This is a genomic window from Nonomuraea sp. NPDC005983 (assembly GCF_040614375.1).
In the GTDB taxonomy this organism is placed as follows: domain Bacteria; phylum Actinomycetota; class Actinomycetes; order Streptosporangiales; family Streptosporangiaceae; genus Nonomuraea.
On record NZ_JBEXUP010000168.1, the window covers coordinates 1 to 18,190 of the forward strand.

Sequence of the window (18,190 nt, forward strand, 5' to 3'; positions counted from 1 at the left end):
GTCGCCGCGCCCGGCCAGCCTGGACGTCCCGAGTTCGTGCCGTGGGCGCCGGAGCCTGCGCCCGTCGCGCCCGCGTACGCGCCGACGCCCGGGCCCCCGGTCGCATCCCCCGTCGCATCCCCGCAGCGCAGGCCCCGCGTCTGGGTGGTCGTCGCCAGCCTCCTCACGCTGGTGGCCGCGGCGCTCGTCGCCGGGTTCGCGGCCACGGGCGTCTCACCGCCGTCCGGGCTGGCGTCGCCGGGGCTGCTGCTCGTGCTGTTCGTCGTCGTGGTCGCGGTCATCGTCGGCGGCGGGCTGGCGTTCGTCGCCGTCAAGGGGCTGCGTGCCGCGCAGGCCAGGACGGAACGCGAACGCGACCAAGCCCACGCCAGGGCCCAACTCCTGGCCGCGGCGCTGGACCCCGACACCGCCATGCGACTGCTCGGCTACGACGGCAACGGCAAGGACGGAAGGTAGAGGCCGGCGGCGGCGCGGATCCGCGACGGGAACGTGGGCAGGGGGCGGCGGCGCGGGTCCGCGACGGGACCCTGTTCGGAAACGGCTTGAACCGGGCGGGGGCGGGCCGCGTCGTAACGGGTGTGCGCAGACTTGCCGTGATCGTCGCCGCCGCAGCAGTGCTGACCGGATGTGCCTCGGAGCCGCTCCGCCCCTGCACCCTGGTCGGCACCCCCGTCGGCGTCGGGCTGAGCGTGGCAGCGCCGCTCGCCGCCAAGGTGAGGTCCGCCACCGTGGAGGTGTGCTGGGACGGCTCCTGCCGGCGACCCCGGCTGGAGCTCTACCAAGGGTCGCGGGCGGGCGAGCAGACCTGCTCGGGCGAGGCGTGCTCGGCCGTCGCCGTCCCCACCGCCGAGAAGCACGGCTTCGCGGACGTCGCGGGCCTCCCCAAGCGCCCGGTCGAGGTCCGGCTCACCCTGCGGGGCGCGCGCGGCGCGTCCCTGCTGGACACGACGGTGCGGGTCACCCCCAAGGGCCGCTTCCCGAACGGCCCGGAGTGCGGCGAGGGCGGCCCGAACGCGATGCTCACCGTGGACGCGGGCGGCAACGTGCGGGAGAGCTGATCGCACGCGCCGTGCGCTACGGGATTAACACAGCGTTCACATTCGGGCAAAAACCGGGAAACGGTCGTCCATAAGACTCGGCGTGGCTGTGAAGAATTCGGAAAGGACCGTTGTGAGCTACAAGGCTGAGTACATCTGGATCGACGGAACCGAGCCCACCGCACTGCTCCGCTCGAAGACGAAGATCCTGGCCGACGGGGCCGAGCCTCCCGTCTGGGGCTTCGACGGTTCCAGCACCAACCAGGCCAAGGGCCACTCGTCCGACCGCGTGCTCCGCCCGGTGTTCACCTGCCCCGACCCGATCCGCGGCGGCGCCAACGTGCTCGTCCTGTGCGAGGTCGAGGAGATCGACGGCACCCCGCACGAGAGCAACACCCGCGCCCTGCTCCGCCCCATCGCCGAGCAGTTCGCCGACCAGGACTCCTGGTTCGGCATCGAGCAGGAGTACACCTTCTTCAAGGGCAGCCGCCCGCTCGGCTTCCCCGAGGGCGGCTTCCCCGCCCCGCAGGGCCCCTACTACTGCGGTGTCGGCGCCGACGCCATCTTCGGCCGCGACATCGTCGAGTTGCACCTCGACCGCTGCCTCGCCGCCGGCCTGGAGATCTCCGGCATCAACGCCGAGGTCATGCCCGGCCAGTGGGAGTTCCAGATCGGCCCGGCCGGCCCGCTCGACGTGTCGGACCACATGTGGATCGCCCGCTGGCTGCTCTACCGCACCGCCGAGGAGTTCGGCGTGGAGGCCACGCTCGACGCCAAGCCCGCCCGCGGCGACTGGAACGGCGCCGGCGCGCACACCAACTTCTCCACCAAGGCCATGCGCGAGAGCTACGACGCGATTATCACGGCCTGCGAGGCGCTCGGCGAGGGCGACAAGCCGACGGAGCACATCACACAGTACGGCGCGGGCATCGAGAGCCGCCTGACCGGCGCCCACGAGACCGCCCCCTGGAACAAGTACACCTACGGCGTCTCCGACCGCGGCGCCTCGGTCCGCATCCCGTGGCAGGTCGAGGTCGACAAGAAGGGCTACATCGAGGACCGCCGCCCGAACGCCAACGTCGACCCGTACGTGGTCACCCGCCTGCTGGTGAACACCTGCTGCGCCGCCCTGGAGAAGGCCGGCCAGGTCTGACCGAAGGCGCGAAAGCCGTAAGAGGGAACGCGGGCACCCCCGATGGGGCCCGCGTTCCCTCATGCCAGCCGTGACTCGTAGACCCTGCGGGCCTCCGCCACGACCGCCAGGTAGCCCGTGCCGACCCGGTCCCTGATCAGGTCCTCCAGCAGTTCCAGCCAGCGCAGGCAGAACGTCACGTCCTCCTCCCTGGCCACCCGGCGCTTCTCGACGTCCAGGTAGACCGGGCTCGTGTGCGCCCGCACCTGGCCGCCGCCCTCCGCCACCGCCACCACGTAGGTCGGCCAGATGGCCGTTAGCTCGGCCGCCACCTCGCCGGGCGGCCCCGACGTCAGCTCGCCGTCGGCTGTCAGCAACCGGACGGTCTCCACGCCCGGGCCGATCACCCGGCCCGTGACCCGCAGCCGGGTTCCGGGCGTGAGGTTCAGTGTGGAGCCGGGGCCGTGGCCGTTGGCCGACAGCTCCAGGAACGGCCCGGTGGTGGCGAACGTGCGGCCATGGCGCACCGCCGCCGCGTAGGACTCCGCGGTGAGCCGGCCGGCGACGTGCGCGTACGTGCGCTCGCGGCCGATCGGCCCGAGCCGGTGCGCGGCGCCCGCGACGGCGGCGATCCGGTTGCCCGCGCCGATCAGCCGCCGGTAGGCGGGCGCCGAGCCGATCGCCGAGGAGAAGCTGTCGACCAGGCCGAGCGCCGCGTCGACCACCGACAGCCGCGCGTCGAACCCCGGGTCGCCGAGGCCCACGAGCTGCTCGGGCGTCTCGACCGGGCCGCGGAAGGCGTTGGCGTAGCCGATGAGCGCGCCCCGCTCGCGCAGCTTGGTCAGGCAGTCGCCGGGGTCGTCGATGCCGAGCGTGTGGTGCGCGAGGTCCACCCTGGCCACGTGGGTGTCGTCGGACCAGGGCAGGTCGCGGCCTGTCCAGCAGTCCATCGGCTCGCCGTCGCCGGGCAGCAGGTTGACCACGTGCAGGTCCTCGCCGTGCTGCGAGTCGGCCACCCACTGCGACGGGCGGTTCAGGCGGACGTGCAGGTCGCCGCCGTACCAGCCGTGCGCCGCCGCGTCGTAGATGCGCCGTGGAGCCAGTTCGACCAGCGTCTCGCCGTCGCCGGGCACCAGCGTCGTCTCGGCCCGGTCGTACTCCATGCCCCGTGCCGCCCTGACCGTCAGCCGTTCCGGCGGGACCTCGATCACCAGGTCGTCGCCGTGGAAGTAGGGCAGTCCGTCGAGGTCGCGCGCCGGCGAGACGCCTTTGGGGTACCAGCCGCGGCCGTCGGCGGACCAGACGCTCCACCGGCAGGGAAAGCCCGCCCGCAGGCGAATCGTCCGGCTCGTTAGTGTCGCATCGTTACGCATCGGCTTCTCCCCGTAATCGAAGGCGCCGATATCGTGGCACGACCTGCACTCCGCCGGAAGACCCATGAATCCCGGCGGAGTGGCTTTCTTACCTCCAGGTGGTAGGAACTAGAGCCGGAAGTCCATATCCGGGGTGATGTCGGCGACGTCCATCTGGGCCTTCTGCAGGCGGCCTGAGTGGTCCCAGTTCATCGCCTGCCAGCGGGTGAACTGGTCGAGCACCCACATGCCCGACTGGCGGCTGCCGTTGCCCGACTTGCCGTTGCCGCCGAAGGGCAGGTGCGCCTCGGCGCCCGACGTGGAGTTGTTGACGCTGACCATGCCGGCCGAGATGCCCTCGCGGAAGCGGAAGGCGTGCCGGGGGTCGGTCGTGTAGATCGAGCTCGACAGGCCGTAGCCGGGCAGGTTGGCCAGCTCGATCGCCTCGTCGAGGCTCTGGAAGGTCGTCACGCCGACGATCGGGCCGAACGTCTCCTCCAGGAACAGCTGGTCGGTCGGCCGCACCCCGTCGACCACCACCGGGTGGTAGTACAGCCCCTCGTCGCCGGTGAAGTCGTGGTGAGGGTTCTCCTTGGAGATTCTGCCGATATTTCCGGACACGACGGTGTGGTGGGGCTGGATCCAGGTCAGGTACTCCTCGTACCGGTCCGCGAACTTCTGGTCCAGCAGCGGCCCGGCGAGCACGTCGCCTTCAGGGTCGCCGATCTTCGCCTCTCTGACGGCCTGCGCGAACCGCTCGACGAACCGGTCGTGGACGCTCTCGTGCACGATCACCGTGCCCAGGCTGGTGCAGCGCTGCCCGGCCGTCCCGAAACCGGAGAACAGCGCGCCCTCGACGGCGAGGTCGAGATCGGCGTCCGGCATGATCACCATCGGGTTCTTGCCGCCCAGCTCCAGGCAGGCGGACTGCAGGTGCCGCCCGGTCAGCTCACCGACCTTCCGCCCGACCTCGCTGGACCCGGTGAAGCCGACCTTGTGCACCGTGCCCTCGCCCAGCGCCACCTCCAGCCCGCGGAACGTCGCGGCCCCGTCGGCGAAGACCACGTTCAGCACGCCGTCGGGCAGCCCCGCCGCGACGAACAGCTGGAACATCGCGTGCGCGCTGGCGGCGGCGTACTCGGCGGGCTTCCACACCACGGCGTTCCCGCACAGCAGCGCCGGGACGAGGTACCACGACGGCACCGCGACCGGGAAGTTCCCGGCGGTGATCACCGCCGCGACCCCGATCGGGTTCCGGAACGTGAACAGGTTCTTGTCCGGCATCTCGGACGGGACGGTCTGCCCGTACAGCCGCCGGCCCTCGCCCAGGAAGAAGTCGCACGTGTCGACGATCTCCCGCACCTCGCCCAGAGCCTCGGCGTACGGCTTGCCGATCTCCTCGGTGACGAGGTGGGCCAGCCGCTCGGCGTTCGCCTCGACCAGCCGCCCGATGGACGCGATCACCCGCCCCCGCACCGGCGCCGGCACCCTGGCCCACTCCCGCTGCGCCTCCTTCGCGGTGCGGCAGGCGGCGGCGAAGGTGTCGGCGTCGGCCAGCCCGACCTGGGCCACCACGTCGCCGGTGCGGGCGGGGTTGGTGGATGCGTAGGTGGCGGTGCCGGCGGCGTCCTTGCCGCCGACGATGGAGACGATCTTTCGGCTCACCGAGGACCTCCTCATAGCTCTTTCGGACAGACAATCACCTCGCCCCGGAATCTCAAACCGCGGCGGCCCTGCTATCCCTGGTCGGCCGTGAAGTCGGCGAAGTCGAAGCCCGGCGAGACCACGCAGCTCACCAGCACCCCCACGTCCGCCGCAGGGCGGGCCGACTGCCAGACCCCGCCGGGGACGACGGCCTGCGGCACCTGCCCCTCCTCCACCAGCGGACCGAGGACGACCGTCGCATCGCCGATGGTCAGCGCCAGCGGGCCGCCCCGGTGCCAGAACCACACCTCGTCGGACCGGACCATGTGCGGCACCGACTCCTCGCCGTGTTGGAGCAGGAAGTAGATGCCGGTGGCGCTGGCGCGGGGGCCGGGATAGGAGTCGGGAGTGAAAGAGACGGGGGAGCGCCAGGTCTCACGGAACCAGCCGCCCTCGGGGTGGGGGAGAAGATCAAGCTCCCTGGCGATGGGCGGGCGCTCGACGAAGGCGACGGGCGCGCCGGTGACGTCACGGCGGAGGAATCGGGTGCCGTCGAGGACGAGCTGCCCGTCCAGGCCGCTGGCCAGCGCCTCGCTCTCGCCGGCCACTTCGATCGACGGCCCATCCGGGTAGATCATCAGCTCCACCAGCCGATTGTAGGTCACCCCGACGACGTCTCCGCTCTGAACACCACAAGGCTCCCCGCCCCGGCCCGCCTCCGGCATCGCCTCTCGGAGCGCCAACGCGGCGGTGGCATGCGAGATGTCGGCTCAGGCGCGCATCGGCGCTGGTCGGCTGCCGCTTTGGCTGCTGGTGCCGGTGGGCTGTGATCGTGCTTCGCGGTGGGCCGGGAAATGTCGGTCGGGCTGGCTAATGTGCGGCGAGTGATCGAACGGTGGAGCCGTGATCAGGTGCTCGCCCTCGCCCCCGACACGTCGTCCCAGAAGGCGGCGCAAGGCGTGGGGGCGCCTGGCAAGTGGTCGTTGCGCGGCGTGACAGACAGCGTGCTCTTCGGGGAGTGCCGGGGAAGCGGTGCGAAGCCGTACCAGGCGAGCGTCGACCTGACCGAGCCCGCGTACCGGTGTAGCTGCCCGAGCCGGAAGTTCCCCTGCAAGCACGCGCTGGGCCTGCTGTTGTTGTGGTCGGCCGACGGGGTCCCGGTCACTGACGTGGTGCCGCCGTGGGTGTCCGAGTGGCTGGTTCAGCGTGCCGACCGCGCCGCCAGGTCGGCCGCGAAGATCGAGGCCGCGCGGGATGAGGCCGCGCGGGCCCTTGGGGAGGGATCCGGTTCTGATGGAGAGGGAGGCTCGGCTGGTGCGGGCGCCGGTTCGGCCAGAGGCGGTGCCGGGCCGGGCGGTCGGCGGGCGGAGTCGGTGCGGGAGGGGCGCGTCGCGGCGGGGCTGGGCGAACTGGAGCGGTGGCTGGCCGACCAGGTGCGCCAGGGGCTCGCCGCGGCCGCCGACAGCGACTGGGACGGTCTGGCCAAACGCCTCGTCGACGCCCAGGCTCCCGGCGTCGCCGGAATGGTCGCCCGCCTGTCGCACGTCCGCAGGCAGGACGACTGGCCCGAGCGCCTGCTGGAGGAGTACGCCCTGATCAACCTCCTCGCCGTGGCCTACAGGCGCCGTGCCGAGCTCCCGCCGAGCCTCGCGCAGACCGTCATGACGCGTGCCGGCTTTCCCGTCACGCGCGAGGAGGTGCTGGCGAGCCCGGCGGTGCGTGACGAATGGCACGTCCTGGGCAGGCGCGACGAGGAGCAGGGGCGGCTGACGTCCCGGAAGGTCTGGCTGCGCGGCCGGAGCACGGGCAGAGCGGCTCTGGTCCTGTCGTTCGCCCCGCAAGGCCAACCCCTCGACGCCTCCCTGGTCACGGGCACGGCGGTCGACGCCGACCTCGCCTTCTACCCCGGTTCCGCCCCGTTGCGCGCCCTGGTGGCCGCCCGCCACGCCCAGCCGGCACCCGGCGGCCGGCCGCCGGGAGTGTCCCCGGAGGAGGCCCTCGACGAGGTGGCCGCCGCCCTGTCGGAAGATCCGTGGACCGACTCGTGGCCGCTCGTCCTGCGCGAGGTCGTCCCCGGCGGTGACGAACTGGGCGGCCTCCCACTGCATCCGGGCGGGCGCGACCCGTGGCGGCTGATCGCCGTCTCCGGCGGCCACCCCGTGACGGTCGCCGCCGAGTGGACTCCTAACGGCCTGCGCCCGCTCACCACGTGGGACGACGAAGAAACGGCGGTGCTCCTGTGAGCTGGGAGGATCTGGCGTCCACGGCGCTGGTCGGCACCGACCGCCGTCCGTACCCGGAGGCGTTGCTGGAGGACGCGGCCGTGGAGGTGGCGCGCCGGCGCGCGGGCCGGCGCCTCCTGACGGACGTCTCCACGGAGCAGGCCGTTCCGCGCGCCACGGCCGAGGAGCAGCCCGCGGCTGAGGAGGAGCGGGAGGCTGCGTCGCGGAGGGCGGCCGAGCGGCTGGTGCGGATTCTGGGCGGCGAGTACGGCCGGCTGCTGCCCGAGTGGCTGGCCGCCGCCGCGGCCTCCGGGCGGCGGGTGCCCGCGTACGTGCTGCCGGAGCTGCTCGACCGGGGCGGCCGTGACCGGTCGATCAGGGCTCACCTGGGCGTCCTTGCAGGGCAGCGCGGGAGGTGGCTGGCCGGGCGCAACCCGTCCTGGGCCTACCTGCTGGAAGAGCCGACCGGCGAGACCTGGGAGCTGGGCGGCGCCGCCGACAGGCGCGCCCACCTGCGGCGGCTCAGGGCCGCCGACCCGGCGCGCGCGAGGGAGCTGCTCGAGAGCACCTGGGCGCGCGAGACTCCTGACGACCGCACGGAGTTCATCGAGTTGCTGGCCGACGGCCTGTCCATGGACGACGAAGCGTTCCTGGAGGCGGCCCTCGACGACCGCAGGCGAGAGGTACGCCAGGAGGCCGCGAACCTGCTCACCCGCCTGCCCGGGTCGCGCCTGGCGCGGCGCATGGCGGAACGCGCCCGCGCCTGCCTGACGATCGCCGGCGACACGATCGTCGTCGAACCGCCCGGGGAGTGCGACAGGGCGATGGAGCGCGACGGCGTCCGGCCGAAGCCGCCGCGCGGCATCGGGGAGCGGGCCTGGTGGTTGCAGCAGGTCGTCGCCCGCGCGCCGCTGGCCACCTGGGGGCAGGCGGCCGCGAGGCTGCTCGCGATGAAGATCCCCGACTGGGACTCCGAGGTCCGCACGGCCTGGGTGCGCGCCGCCGTCCTGCAACGCGACCCGGAGTGGGCGCGGGCGATGTTCGCCTGGGACCCGATCGCCGACCTCCTCGGCGCCCTGGGGCCGAACGAGCAGCAGGAACTAGCGGCTAATTTCGTGAAAAACCATGATGTTGACAGTCAGTTGATCATGGTGCTGGGCGGCGTCTCCCCGCACTGGCGCGAGGGCCTGGCCACCGCCGTCCTCCGCAAGATCCTCAAGGTGGCGAGCAGCCAGCCGTGGAACCTCGGCGAGCTGGTCAAGCTCGCCGGCGAGCGCATCGACCCCGCGCTCTGCGACCTGGCGGAACGCTACTCGCCCGAGCAACCCATCCAGCAGGTCGCCGCCCTGCTGCGGTTCCGTGCCGACATGACCAAGGAGCTTGCATGACCGTCCTGCGCCCCCACGCGGAAGCCCAGTACGCGGAGGAACTGGCCCTGCTCGCCAAGGACGACGACCGTCCCAGGCCGCCCGGCTGGAAGCTGTCGCCGTGGGCGGTGACGGCGTACATCCTGGGCGACGGCGACCGCATCACCCCCAAGTACGTCGGCGCCCGCCGCATCGTCGAGGTCGCCGTCGCCACGCTCGCCACCGACCGCGCCCTGCTGCTGCTCGGCGTGCCCGGCACGGCCAAGACCTGGCTGTCGGAGCACCTGGCCGCCGCGATCAGCGGCGACTCGACGCTGCTCGTGCAGGGCACGGCCGGAACCGCGGAAGAAGCCATCCGGTACGGCTGGAACTACGCGAGGCTGTTGGCCGAGGGCCCCTCGATCGAGGCATTGACCCCTTCGCCCGTGATGCGAGCCATGTCCGAAGGCCGGATCGCCCGGGTCGAGGAGCTCACCCGCATGCCGTCCGACGTCCAGGACGCCCTGATCACCGTGCTGTCGGAGAAGACACTGCCGATCCCCGAGCTGAACCGCGAGGTGCAGGCGGAGCGAGGTTTCAACGTCATCGCCACCGCCAACGACCGCGACAGGGGCGTCAACGAGCTGTCGAGCGCGCTGCGCCGCCGCTTCAACACGGTCGTGCTGCCCGTCCCCGCCACCGCCGAGGAGGAGGTGGACATCGTCTCGCGCCGCGTCGCCCAGCTCGGGCAGTCGCTGGAGCTGCCCGAGACCACCACGGGCCTGGCCGAGATCCGCCGCGTCGTGACGGTCTTCCGCGAGCTGCGCACGGGCGTGACCGAGGACGGCCGCACCAAGGTCAAGTCGCCGAGCGGCACGCTCTCGACGGCCGAGGCGATCTCGGTGCTCACCAGCGGGATCGCGCTCGCCGCGCACTTCGGCGACGGGGTGCTGCGGCCGTCCGACGTGGCGGCCGGGATCGTGGGCGCGGTCGTACAGGAGCCGGTGTCGGATCGGGTGGTGTGGCGCGAGTACCTGGAGACCGTCGTGCGCGAGCGCCGCGACTGGAGCGACTTCTACCGCGCCTGCCGCGAGGTGTCATGAGCATCTCCATCCTCGGAGTACGACACCACGGCCCCGGATCGGCCCGGGCCGTGCGGCGTGAGCTCGAACGTCTCCGGCCTGACACGATCCTCGTCGAGGGGCCGCCGGAGGCCGACGCGCTCGTCTCCCTCGCCCCCGACCTGGAGCCGCCGGTGGCGCTGCTCGCGCACGTCCCGGGCCGGCCGTCCAGTGCGGCGTTCTGGCCGTTCGCCGAGTTCTCTCCTGAGTGGCAGGCCATCACGTACGCGACGGCGTCCGGCGTTCCGCTGCGTTTCTGCGACCTGCCCGCGTCTCACACGCTCGCCGATGGTGACGACGACGGAGGCGGGGGCGGGGGCGGAGGCGGGGGCGGCCACGCTGATGACGGCGACGGCGATGGCGGGGGTGGCCAGGGCACCGGTGACGGTCGGGACATTTCGGACCTTCGGGCCGATCCCATCGCGACGCTCGCCCGGGCCGCCGGTTACGACGACCCCGAACGCTGGTGGGAGGACGTCGTCGAGCACCGTGGCGACACGCCGTTCGAGGTGATCGCCGAGGCCGTCACCGCCGTGCGCGAGGGGCACGAGCCCGACGAGCGCGAGGCCAGGCGCGAGGCGTACATGCGCCGGGCCCTCCGCGCCGCCGTCAAGCAGGGCTTCGAACGGATCGCGGTGGTGTGCGGCGCATGGCACGTCCCCGCGCTGACCGAGCCGCTGCCCCCGGCCAGGGCCGACGACGCGATCCTGCGCGGGCTGCCCAAGGTGAAGGCCGAGCTGACCTGGGTGCCCTGGACGTACGGGCGGCTGGCCTGGTGGAGCGGTTACGGCGCCGGCATCAGCTCGCCGGGCTGGTACCACCACCTGTTCACCGTCCCCGACCGGCCCGTGGAGCGGTGGCTGGCCGACGCCGCCGCGGTGCTCCGCGACGAGGGGCTGGCCGTGTCGTCGGCGCACGTCATCGAGGCGGTACGCCTCGCGCAAGGCCTCGCCACCCTTCGCGGCAGGCCGCTCGCCGGGCTGGACGAGGTGACGCAGGCGACCCGGGCCGTGCTGTGCGAGGGCGACGACCTGGCGGTCGAGCTGATCCAGCGCCGCCTGGTGGTCGGCGACCGGCTCGGCCACGTCACCGACGGCACCCCTATGGTGCCGCTCCAACGCGACCTCCGCGACCAGCAGCGGCGGCTGCGGCTCAAGCCCGAGGCACTGGAACGCACCCTCGACCTCGACCTGCGCAAACCGCTCGACCTGCAACGCAGCCACCTGCTGCACCGGCTGCGGCTGCTGGGCGTGGGGTGGGCGACGCAGGGGGAGTCGCGGGGCAAGGGCACGTTCAGGGAGACGTGGACCCTGTCGTGGCAGCCGGAGTACGACCTCACGCTCATCGAGGCGGCGGCCCTCGGGATGACGGTCGCGACGGCGGCCACCCAACGCGCCCGTGACCTCGCCACCAACTCCCCACCCGCCCCGGCGTCGCCTGCCGGGCCCTCGGTGCCGCCCGCCGCGCCTTCGGGGGGCCGGGGCGGTTCGGCGGGTGGGGCCGGGGCGGGGGGCGTCTCGCTGGCCGAACTGACCGGGCTGGTCGAACAGTGCCTGCTCGCCGACCTCCCGGACGCGCTGCCCGAGGTGCTCGCGGCCCTGTCGGCCAGGGCCGCGCTCGACACCGACGTCACTCACCTGATGACGGCGCTGCCCGCGATGGTTCGCGCGCATCGCTACGGCGACGTGCGCGGCACCTCGGCTGATGGGCTCGCGGTCATCGTGCACTCGATGCTGGACCGCATCCGCGTCGGCCTTCCTGTCGCGGTCACCGGCCTCGACGATGCGGCCGCAGCGGCTCTCCTGACCAACATCGATGCGGTCCACGCCGCCGTCGCCCTCCTTGACGAGGCCCCACCTCTTCCCACGGGCGCTACCAGCGAGGCGGATTCCCCGTTCGCCACCGGCGACGCTGCCGATGCCGTGCCTGGCGCCGGCGCCAGCGTCGATGGTGGCGTCGATGGTGGGGAGGGGGCTTCGGCTGGAGGTGGCGGGGGTGCGCCGTTCGACGAGGCCGGCAGGGCTGCGCCTCGGGCGCGCTGGCTGGGGGCGTTGCAGGGGATCTGCGACCGCGGCGATCTGCACGGGCTCATCGAGGGACGGTTGACGCGGATCCTGCTCGACGCCGGGGAGCTCGACGACGCCGAGCAGCGGATGTCGCGGGCCGTGTCCCGTGGGCAGGCGCCCGCGCGGGCCGCCGCCTGGGTCGAGGGGTTCCTGGCCGGTGGCGGCTTGTTGCTGGTGCACGATCCTCGGCTGCTGCGGCTGGTCGACCGATGGCTCAGCGGGCTCGGCGGTGACCAGTTCATCGACGTGCTGCCCCTGCTGCGCCGTACCTTCGCCGGTTTCGCCGCGCCGGAACGCAGGGCGATCGGTGAGCGCGTCCGTTCGGCGGGGCGGCGGGAGGACGCGGGCGAGCGGGGCCTCGACGAGCGCCGCGCGGACACCGCTGCGCGGACCGTGCTAGCGATCCTGGGGAGGGCACATGGATGAGCGGATGCGCAGGTGGCGGCTGGTGCTGGGCGGCGGCGACGCCGACGGCACCGGGTTCGGGCTGCAGGGCGCCGACGCCAAGATGGACGGCGCGCTGGCCGCGCTGTACGACGGGCAGGGCGGCCGAGGCGGTGGGCCCGACGGGCGGGGCGACGGGCAGGGCAGCCGGGCCGGCGGGCTGGGGGCGTCGGCGCCGCGAGTGGCGCGGTGGCTGGGCGACGTCCGCACGTACTTTCCGTCCACGGTCGTGCAGGTGATGCAGAAGGACGCGATCGAGCGGCTGAACCTGACCCGGCTGCTGCTGGAGCCGGAGATGCTCGAGGCCGTGGAGCCCGACGTGCATCTCGTCGGGACCCTGCTCGCGCTCAACCGGGTCATGCCCGAGCAGGCGCGCGAGTCCGCCAGGGCGGTGGTGCGCGCGGTGGTGGCGGAGCTGGAACGCAGGCTGGCGCAGAAGACCAGGGCCGCTGTCACCGGCGCGCTCGACCGCTCGGCCAGGACGCACCGCCCCAAGCGGGTGGCGGACATCGACTGGAACCGGACCATCCGGGCGAACCTCAAGAACTATCTGCCGGAGCGGAACACGGTCGTCCCGTCCCGGTTGGTGGGGTACGCGCGCAGGCAGCGGGCGGTCCAGCGGGAGGTCGTGCTCTGCGTCGACCAGAGCGGGTCGATGGCGGCGTCGGTGGTGTACTCCAGCGTGTTCGGCGCGGTGCTGGCCTCGATGCGGTCGCTGCGGACGTCCATCGTGGTGTTCGACACGGCGGTGGTCGACCTGACCGACCAGCTCCACGACCCGGTGGAGCTGCTGTTCGGCACGCAACTGGGCGGCGGCACCGACATCAACAGGGCCATCGCCTACTGCCAGGGGCTCATCACCCGGCCGTCCGACTCCATCTTCGTGCTGATCAGCGACCTGTACGAGGGCGGGATCAGGCAGGAGATGCTGCGCAGGGTGGCGGCGATGACCCAGGCGGGGATCCAGGTGATCGTGCTGCTGGCGCTGTCCGACGAGGGCGCGCCGTTCTACGACCACGAGAACGCCGCCGCGCTGGCGGCGATGGGCGTCCCCGCGTTCGCGTGCACACCTGACGCCTTCCCCGACTTGATGGCGGCGGCGATCGAACGCCGCGACATCGCGCAGTGGGCCGAACGGCACGTCGGCGCACGCTCCTGACCGCACAGTCGAGGTCCCTCGGTTGCCTTTCGAAGGCGGCGGGAGCGGGGGAGGTGCCCTGTCGACGCCGAGAGGGCGCGGGCTCCCTGGTGGGAAGGCCCGCGCCCTCGTCAGGCGGGTCAGTGGCCCGCCTGGCCGGGACGGGCCTTGCGGGGAAGCAGGAACGACAGGGCGAAGGTGAGGGCCAGCAGCCCGACCTCGACCCAGACGGTCACCTGCATCGCCGAGCCGAAGCTCCACTGGTCCTTGAGCAGGTTGAAGAAGAGCGTCCCCAGGACGGCGGTGCCGAGCGCGCCGCCGAGCTGCTGGATCGCGGTGAGCGTGCCGGAGGCGGAGCCCGACTCGTGCGGCTCGACCCCGGCCAGCACGATGTCGAAGAACGGCGCCATCGTCAGGCCCATGCCCATGCCGACCAGGGCGAGGCCGGGGGCGAGCTGCCAGGGGCTGACGTCCAGGCCGGCGAAGTGCACGGTCAGGCCGAGGACGACCGCGCCGGCGGCCATGACGGTGGTGCCGATCTGGAGGAGGCCGCGTCCGAGCTTCTCCTGCAGGCCGGACAGTGCCAGGCCGAAGCCGATGACGCCGCCGACGGCCTGCGGCAGGCCGGTCAGACCGGCCTTGAGCGGGCTGTAGCCGAGCCCGACCTGGGTGTAGAGGGTGAAGACCAGGCTCAGCCCGATCAAGCCGGAGAAGAACGCCAGCCCGGCGATGAGCCCGCCGGTGAAGGAGCGCTTGCGGAACAGCCCGGGCGTGACCAGCGGGTCCTTGCCGGAGCGGGCGCGGCGCGACTCGTAGACGGCGAACAGCGCGAAGAGCACGACGGAGGCGGCCATCGAGAGGAACGTCCAGACGGGCCAGCCGAGCTCGCGGCCCTGGATGAGCGGGTAGATGAGCAGGAAGCCTGCGCTGGAGACGAGGACGACGCCGAGCAGGTCGAGCCGGGTGGCGTCGGAGAGCCAGTATTCGGGCAGGAACCGCATCCCGGCGAGCGCGGCGGCGAGCCCGACCGGCAGGTTGATCAGGAAGATCATGCGCCAGCCGGTGCCCCACAGGTCGGCGTCGACCAGCCAGCCGGCGAGGATCGGGCCGCCCACGGACGAGATCGTCATCACCGGCCCGAACATGGCGAACGCCTTGCCGATCTCCTCGGGCGGGAACATCTCCTTGATCAGGCCGAGCCCCTGCGGAAGCATCACGGCTCCGAACAGGCCCTGCAGAACCCGCCCGCCGATCAACATCTCAGGGCTGGCCGCGACGCCGCAGACCAGGGACATCGCGGTGAAGCCGAGGGCGCCGACGACGAACATCCGCTTGCGGCCGAACAGGTCGCCCAGCCTGCCACCGGTGATCAGGCCGACGGCCATGGCCAGCGTGTAGCCGGCGCCCAGCCACTGCACCAGGCTGGACGTGCCGCCGAGCTCCTTCTGGATCGTGGGGGCGGCGATGGTGGTGACGAGCGCGTCGAGCAGGTCCATGACCTCGGCGGCCAGGATGATGAACAGCGCGACCCAACGCCAGCGGTATCGCTGGTGTTCGGAGCTCGCCAGGGGGGTGGTGACGGTCATCAGGTCCTCCAAAACAGTGTTCTTCTTTACGAACGGCGTTCGTTACGAACATCGTTTTAATGGCGAACAGCGTTCGTGTCAAGTACAGTGTTCGGCATGGGAAGCAACGCAGAGGTGCCCACCCCGCCGTGGCGCAGGTCGCGCAAGCCCGTCAAGCGACAACTCAGCCAGGACCTCATCGTCGAGACCGGGCTGCACGTCCTCGACGCCGAGGGTTTCGACGCGCTGAGCATGCGGCGCGTCGCCCAGGAGCTCGACACCGGCCCCGCCTCGCTCTACGCGCACGTGGCCAACAAGGAAGAACTGCTGGAGCTGATCTACGACCGGGTGCTGGGCGAGATCAAGCTGCCGGAGCGAGACCCGTCCCGCTGGAGGGAGCAGCTCCGCGAGTACGCGCTGGAGGCCCACAGGGTGCTGTGCGGTCACGCGGACGTGGCCAGGGCGGCGCTGGCCACGATCCCCACCGGGCCGAACGCGTTGCGCGTCGGCGAGTTCCTCCTCGGGCTGCTCATCGAGGCCGGCATGTCGCCCGGCAACGCCGCGCTCGTGCTGGACCGGCTCACCCTCTACATCTCCGGCGACGCCTTCGAGGGCTCGCTGCACTGGACGAGGATGCGTGCCTCCGGGCGGTCTGATCCGAAGGAGTACATAGAGTCCTTCATCGGGCAGATCGCCGACTACTACGGCTCGCTGCCGCCGGCGCAGTTCCCGTTCGTGACCAGGCACGTCGACGCCTTGATCGACGCCGACGGCGAGGAGCGCTTCCGGTTCGGCCTCGACCTCCTCCTGGGCGGCATCGACCCCCTCATGCCTTAGGGCGAAGGGCCTAGGCCCGCCGCCCGATGTGCCGGCCTGGGGCTTCGCCGTACGTTGCCGGGTATGACAAGTACTGTTGAAGCCCCTCCCGTCAGTGTGGTCTCGTCCAGTTACCGGGCGCTCAGCGTGGGGCTGGTCGCGCTGGTCATGCTGGTGGCGTTCGAGGCGATGGCGGTCGCGACGGCGATGCCCGTGGTCGCCCGCGAACTCGGCGGCATGCACCTGTACAACCTGGCCTTCAGCGCCACGCTCGCCGCCAGCGTGATCGCCACCGTGCTCGGCGGGCGGTGGAGCGACGTGCGGGGCCCGCTTGCGCCGATCGCCGTCGGCATCGCCGGCTTCGTCGCCGGGCTGCTTGTCGCCGGGTTCGCCGCCAACATGGAGATCTTCGTCGCCGGACGCTTCCTCCAGGGCCTCGGCGCGGGCCTCGTCCAGGTCGCGCTGTACGTGCTGGTCGCCCGCGCGTACCCGGCGGCCATGCATCCCCGGGTGTTCTCGCTGTTCTCCGCCGCCTGGGTGGTGCCGTCCATGGTGGGGCCGGCCATCGCCGGGTTCGTCGTGCAGAACTTCGACTGGCGGTGGATCTTCCTGGGCGTCTCGCTGATCGTCGTCCCCGCCGGTCTGCTGCTCTGGCGCGGCACGTCCGGACGGGACCTCGACGGCGGCAACGCCGAGCCCGCGCCCGGCCTGGGCCGCAAGCTGGTGTGGGCCACGCTCACCGCGGTCGCCGCCGCGCTCATCCAGTACGGCAGCGCGCTCAAGCTCGGCGGGATCCCGCTGCTCGCGGCCGGGCTCGTGCTGCTGGCCGTGGCGCTGCCCAAGCTGCTGCCCGCCGGCGCGCTCAGGGCCGCCCGCGGGCTCCCGTCCGCGCCCGTGCTGCGCGGCCTGGCCTACGGCGGGCTGATGGCGGCCGAGGTCCTCATCCCGCTCATGCTGATCAGCGAGCGCGGCCTGACGCCCACCGGCGCCGGGATCGTCCTGACGGTCGGCGCGCTCGGCTGGTCCACCGGCTCCTGGATCAAGGGACGCGGCACGATCTCCCACCTGACCGCCATGCGCGGCGGCGCCTTCATGATCGCCGCCGGCATCGCGCTGATCTCGCTCGTGCTCATCGACTCCGTGCCCCTCGCCGTGGCGTACGTGGCCATGGCCATCTCCGGCCTCGGCATCGGCGCGCTGCACCCGACGGTCTCCGTCCTGGTGCTGGAGATGTCCAAGCAGGGGGAGGAGGGGCAGAACACGGCCGCCGTCGGCGTCGGCGAGTCGGTGTTCACCGTCGTCGCCGTCGCGATCGCCGGCGCCCTCTTCACGGCCACCGGCGAGACCTATCTCATGGGGCTGGCCTTCGCCTTCGTCCTCGCCATCCTGGCGGCGTTCGTGGCACCGCGTTTTGCCCACATGGCCAAGGCGGGCACACTGGAAGGAACCGCGTCATAAGAGGGGGGTACATGCCGCAAGTTCGGGAGCTTGAGGTTTTCCGGCTCGTCCTGCCGTTCGGCAGGCGGTCGGAGAGCCTGCTCGTGAAGCTCACTGATCACGGCGGCATGACGGGCTGGGGCGAGGCCCTGTCGCCCGACCCGAAGACCTGGTCCAGGCTGGAGGAGTCGCTCGGCGCGCTGCTCATCGGCACCGACTGGGAGCACCCCGACACCGTCCACAGCGGCGACCCGGCCGTCGACATGGCCTGCTGGGACCTGTGGACCCGGATGCGCGGCGTCCCCCTTGCCGAGGCGATCGGCGGCACCCGCACCTCGGTGATGGCCAGCGTCAGGCTCAGCCCCGACCCGTCGCTGGAGAGCCTGGTGGTGCGGGTCAACCAGCTGGTCTGCGCGGGCTACGGGCACGTCACGCTGGACATCCGTCCCGGCTGGGACGTCGAGCCCGTGCGGGCCGTGCGGCAGGCGTACCCGGCGCTCACGCTGGCGGTCGACTGCGGCGGCGCCTACTCCGAGGACGGCCAGCTCATCGCGCTCGACTCCTACGGCATCGAGGTCATCGAACGCCCCTTCCCCGTGGGCGACGTCTACGCGCACGCCACCCTGCAGGACCAGGTGGCGGCGTCGGTGGCGGTGGAGGTCCGCACCACGGCCGAGCTCGACGACTACCTGACGCTGCGGGCGGCACGCGTCCTCCTGCTCCGGCCGTCCGCCTTCCCGTCGCTGTCCGAGGTGCGCCGGGCCCACGACCGGGCCGCCGCCGCGGGCTGGGACATCCAGTGCACGGGCGGCCGGCGCCCAGCAATAGCAACCGCCCCGTCGGGCGCGGTGGCCTGAGTTAGGGGCTGCC

The 18,190-nt window shown here is 72.4% G+C and carries 14 protein-coding genes and 1 pseudogene; 11 read left to right on the forward strand and 4 right to left on the reverse strand.

Features of this window, described 5'->3' with window-relative positions; translation table 11 throughout:
• The 3 genes and pseudogenes from ABZ297_RS40965 to glnII form a co-directional block, all read left to right on the forward strand.
• Positions 1-456, forward strand: a pseudogene (locus tag ABZ297_RS40965) (ATPase); the annotation flags it as partial.
• A 122-nt stretch (positions 457-578) separates the two neighbouring features.
• A complete protein-coding gene (locus tag ABZ297_RS40970; protein ID WP_355357934.1) occupies positions 579-1,058 on the forward strand; it encodes a hypothetical protein in 480 nt (159 codons plus the stop codon).
• A gap of 112 nt (positions 1,059-1,170) precedes the next feature.
• A complete protein-coding gene (glnII, locus tag ABZ297_RS40975; protein WP_355357937.1) occupies positions 1,171-2,190 on the forward strand; it encodes a glutamine synthetase in 1,020 nt (339 codons plus the stop codon).
• Positions 2,191-2,249: 59 nt separating this feature from the next.
• Here glnII and ABZ297_RS40980 read toward each other — a convergent pair whose 3' ends face one another.
• The 3 genes from ABZ297_RS40980 to ABZ297_RS40990 form a co-directional block, all read right to left on the reverse strand.
• On the reverse strand, positions 2,250-3,542 hold the full coding sequence (locus tag ABZ297_RS40980; protein WP_355357940.1) for a CehA/McbA family metallohydrolase: 1,293 nt from the start codon (positions 3,540-3,542) through the stop codon (positions 2,250-2,252).
• Positions 3,543-3,650: 108 nt separating this feature from the next.
• Positions 3,651-5,186: an aldehyde dehydrogenase family protein gene (locus ABZ297_RS40985; RefSeq protein ID WP_355357943.1), complete on the reverse strand. Its 1,536-nt coding sequence runs from the start codon at positions 5,184-5,186 to the stop codon at positions 3,651-3,653.
• Between the two features lie 71 nt (positions 5,187-5,257).
• The gene (locus tag ABZ297_RS40990) at positions 5,258-5,830 is read right to left on the reverse strand and encodes a cupin domain-containing protein (protein ID WP_355357946.1); all 573 of its coding nucleotides are present in this window, start codon (positions 5,828-5,830) and stop codon (positions 5,258-5,260) included.
• A 219-nt stretch (positions 5,831-6,049) separates the two neighbouring features.
• Here ABZ297_RS40990 and ABZ297_RS40995 point away from each other — a divergent pair, with 219 nt between their 5' ends.
• From ABZ297_RS40995 to ABZ297_RS41015, 5 genes are read left to right on the forward strand one after another with little or no spacing between them, the layout of a single operon-like run.
• On the forward strand, positions 6,050-7,408 hold the full coding sequence (locus tag ABZ297_RS40995) for an SWIM zinc finger family protein (protein ID WP_355357949.1): 1,359 nt from the start codon (positions 6,050-6,052) through the stop codon (positions 7,406-7,408).
• Positions 7,405-8,775, forward strand: coding sequence for a DUF5691 domain-containing protein (locus ABZ297_RS41000; protein ID WP_355357951.1), 1,371 nt, complete (start codon positions 7,405-7,407; stop codon positions 8,773-8,775). The genes ABZ297_RS40995 and ABZ297_RS41000 overlap by 4 nt, the downstream gene beginning before the upstream one ends.
• Positions 8,772-9,836, forward strand: coding sequence for an AAA family ATPase (locus ABZ297_RS41005; RefSeq protein ID WP_355357954.1), 1,065 nt, complete (start codon positions 8,772-8,774; stop codon positions 9,834-9,836). Before ABZ297_RS41000 ends, ABZ297_RS41005 begins: the two co-directional genes overlap by 4 nt.
• Positions 9,833-12,346, forward strand: a complete 2,514-nt coding sequence (locus tag ABZ297_RS41010) for a DUF5682 family protein (protein WP_355357957.1) — start codon at positions 9,833-9,835, stop codon at positions 12,344-12,346. The genes ABZ297_RS41005 and ABZ297_RS41010 overlap by 4 nt, the downstream gene beginning before the upstream one ends.
• On the forward strand, positions 12,339-13,523 hold the full coding sequence (locus ABZ297_RS41015) for a VWA domain-containing protein (protein WP_355357960.1): 1,185 nt from the start codon (positions 12,339-12,341) through the stop codon (positions 13,521-13,523). Before ABZ297_RS41010 ends, ABZ297_RS41015 begins: the two co-directional genes overlap by 8 nt.
• 119 nt (positions 13,524-13,642) lie before the next feature.
• On the opposite strand, the gene ABZ297_RS41020 is transcribed toward ABZ297_RS41015, so the two are convergent.
• Positions 13,643-15,088, reverse strand: coding sequence for an MFS transporter (locus tag ABZ297_RS41020; RefSeq protein ID WP_355357963.1), 1,446 nt, complete (start codon positions 15,086-15,088; stop codon positions 13,643-13,645).
• Positions 15,089-15,184: 96 nt separating this feature from the next.
• Between ABZ297_RS41020 and ABZ297_RS41025 the strand changes: the two genes are divergently transcribed.
• The 3 genes from ABZ297_RS41025 (at position 15,185) to ABZ297_RS41035 (ending at position 18,177) form a co-directional block, all read left to right on the forward strand.
• Positions 15,185-15,904 carry a TetR/AcrR family transcriptional regulator gene (locus tag ABZ297_RS41025; RefSeq protein ID WP_355357966.1) on the forward strand — a complete coding sequence of 240 codons (720 nt, stop codon included), beginning with the start codon at positions 15,185-15,187 and terminating at the stop codon, positions 15,902-15,904.
• A 63-nt stretch (positions 15,905-15,967) separates the two neighbouring features.
• On the forward strand, positions 15,968-17,341 hold the full coding sequence (locus ABZ297_RS41030) for an MFS transporter (protein ID WP_355357969.1): 1,374 nt from the start codon (positions 15,968-15,970) through the stop codon (positions 17,339-17,341).
• Positions 17,342-17,352: 11 nt separating this feature from the next.
• Positions 17,353-18,177: an enolase C-terminal domain-like protein gene (locus tag ABZ297_RS41035; RefSeq protein ID WP_355357972.1), complete on the forward strand. Its 825-nt coding sequence runs from the start codon at positions 17,353-17,355 to the stop codon at positions 18,175-18,177.
• Positions 18,178-18,190 lie beyond the last annotated feature (13 nt).

Excerpts from the sequence above, each read along its gene's own strand:
- ABZ297_RS40980 (WP_355357940.1), bottom strand. The coding sequence starts at position 3,542 with ATGCGTAACGATGCGACACTAACGAGCCGGACGATTCGCCTGCGGGCG.
- ABZ297_RS41005 (WP_355357954.1), top strand. The coding sequence starts at position 8,772 with ATGACCGTCCTGCGCCCCCACGCGGAAGCCCAGTACGCGGAGGAACTG.
- ABZ297_RS41010 (WP_355357957.1), top strand. The coding sequence starts at position 9,833 with ATGAGCATCTCCATCCTCGGAGTACGACACCACGGCCCCGGATCGGCC.
- ABZ297_RS41015 (WP_355357960.1), top strand. The coding sequence starts at position 12,339 with ATGGATGAGCGGATGCGCAGGTGGCGGCTGGTGCTGGGCGGCGGCGAC.
- ABZ297_RS41020 (WP_355357963.1), bottom strand. The coding sequence starts at position 15,088 with ATGACCGTCACCACCCCCCTGGCGAGCTCCGAACACCAGCGATACCGC.
- ABZ297_RS41025 (WP_355357966.1), top strand. The coding sequence starts at position 15,185 with ATGGGAAGCAACGCAGAGGTGCCCACCCCGCCGTGGCGCAGGTCGCGC.
- ABZ297_RS41030 (WP_355357969.1), top strand. The coding sequence starts at position 15,968 with ATGACAAGTACTGTTGAAGCCCCTCCCGTCAGTGTGGTCTCGTCCAGT.
- ABZ297_RS41035 (WP_355357972.1), top strand. The coding sequence starts at position 17,353 with ATGCCGCAAGTTCGGGAGCTTGAGGTTTTCCGGCTCGTCCTGCCGTTC.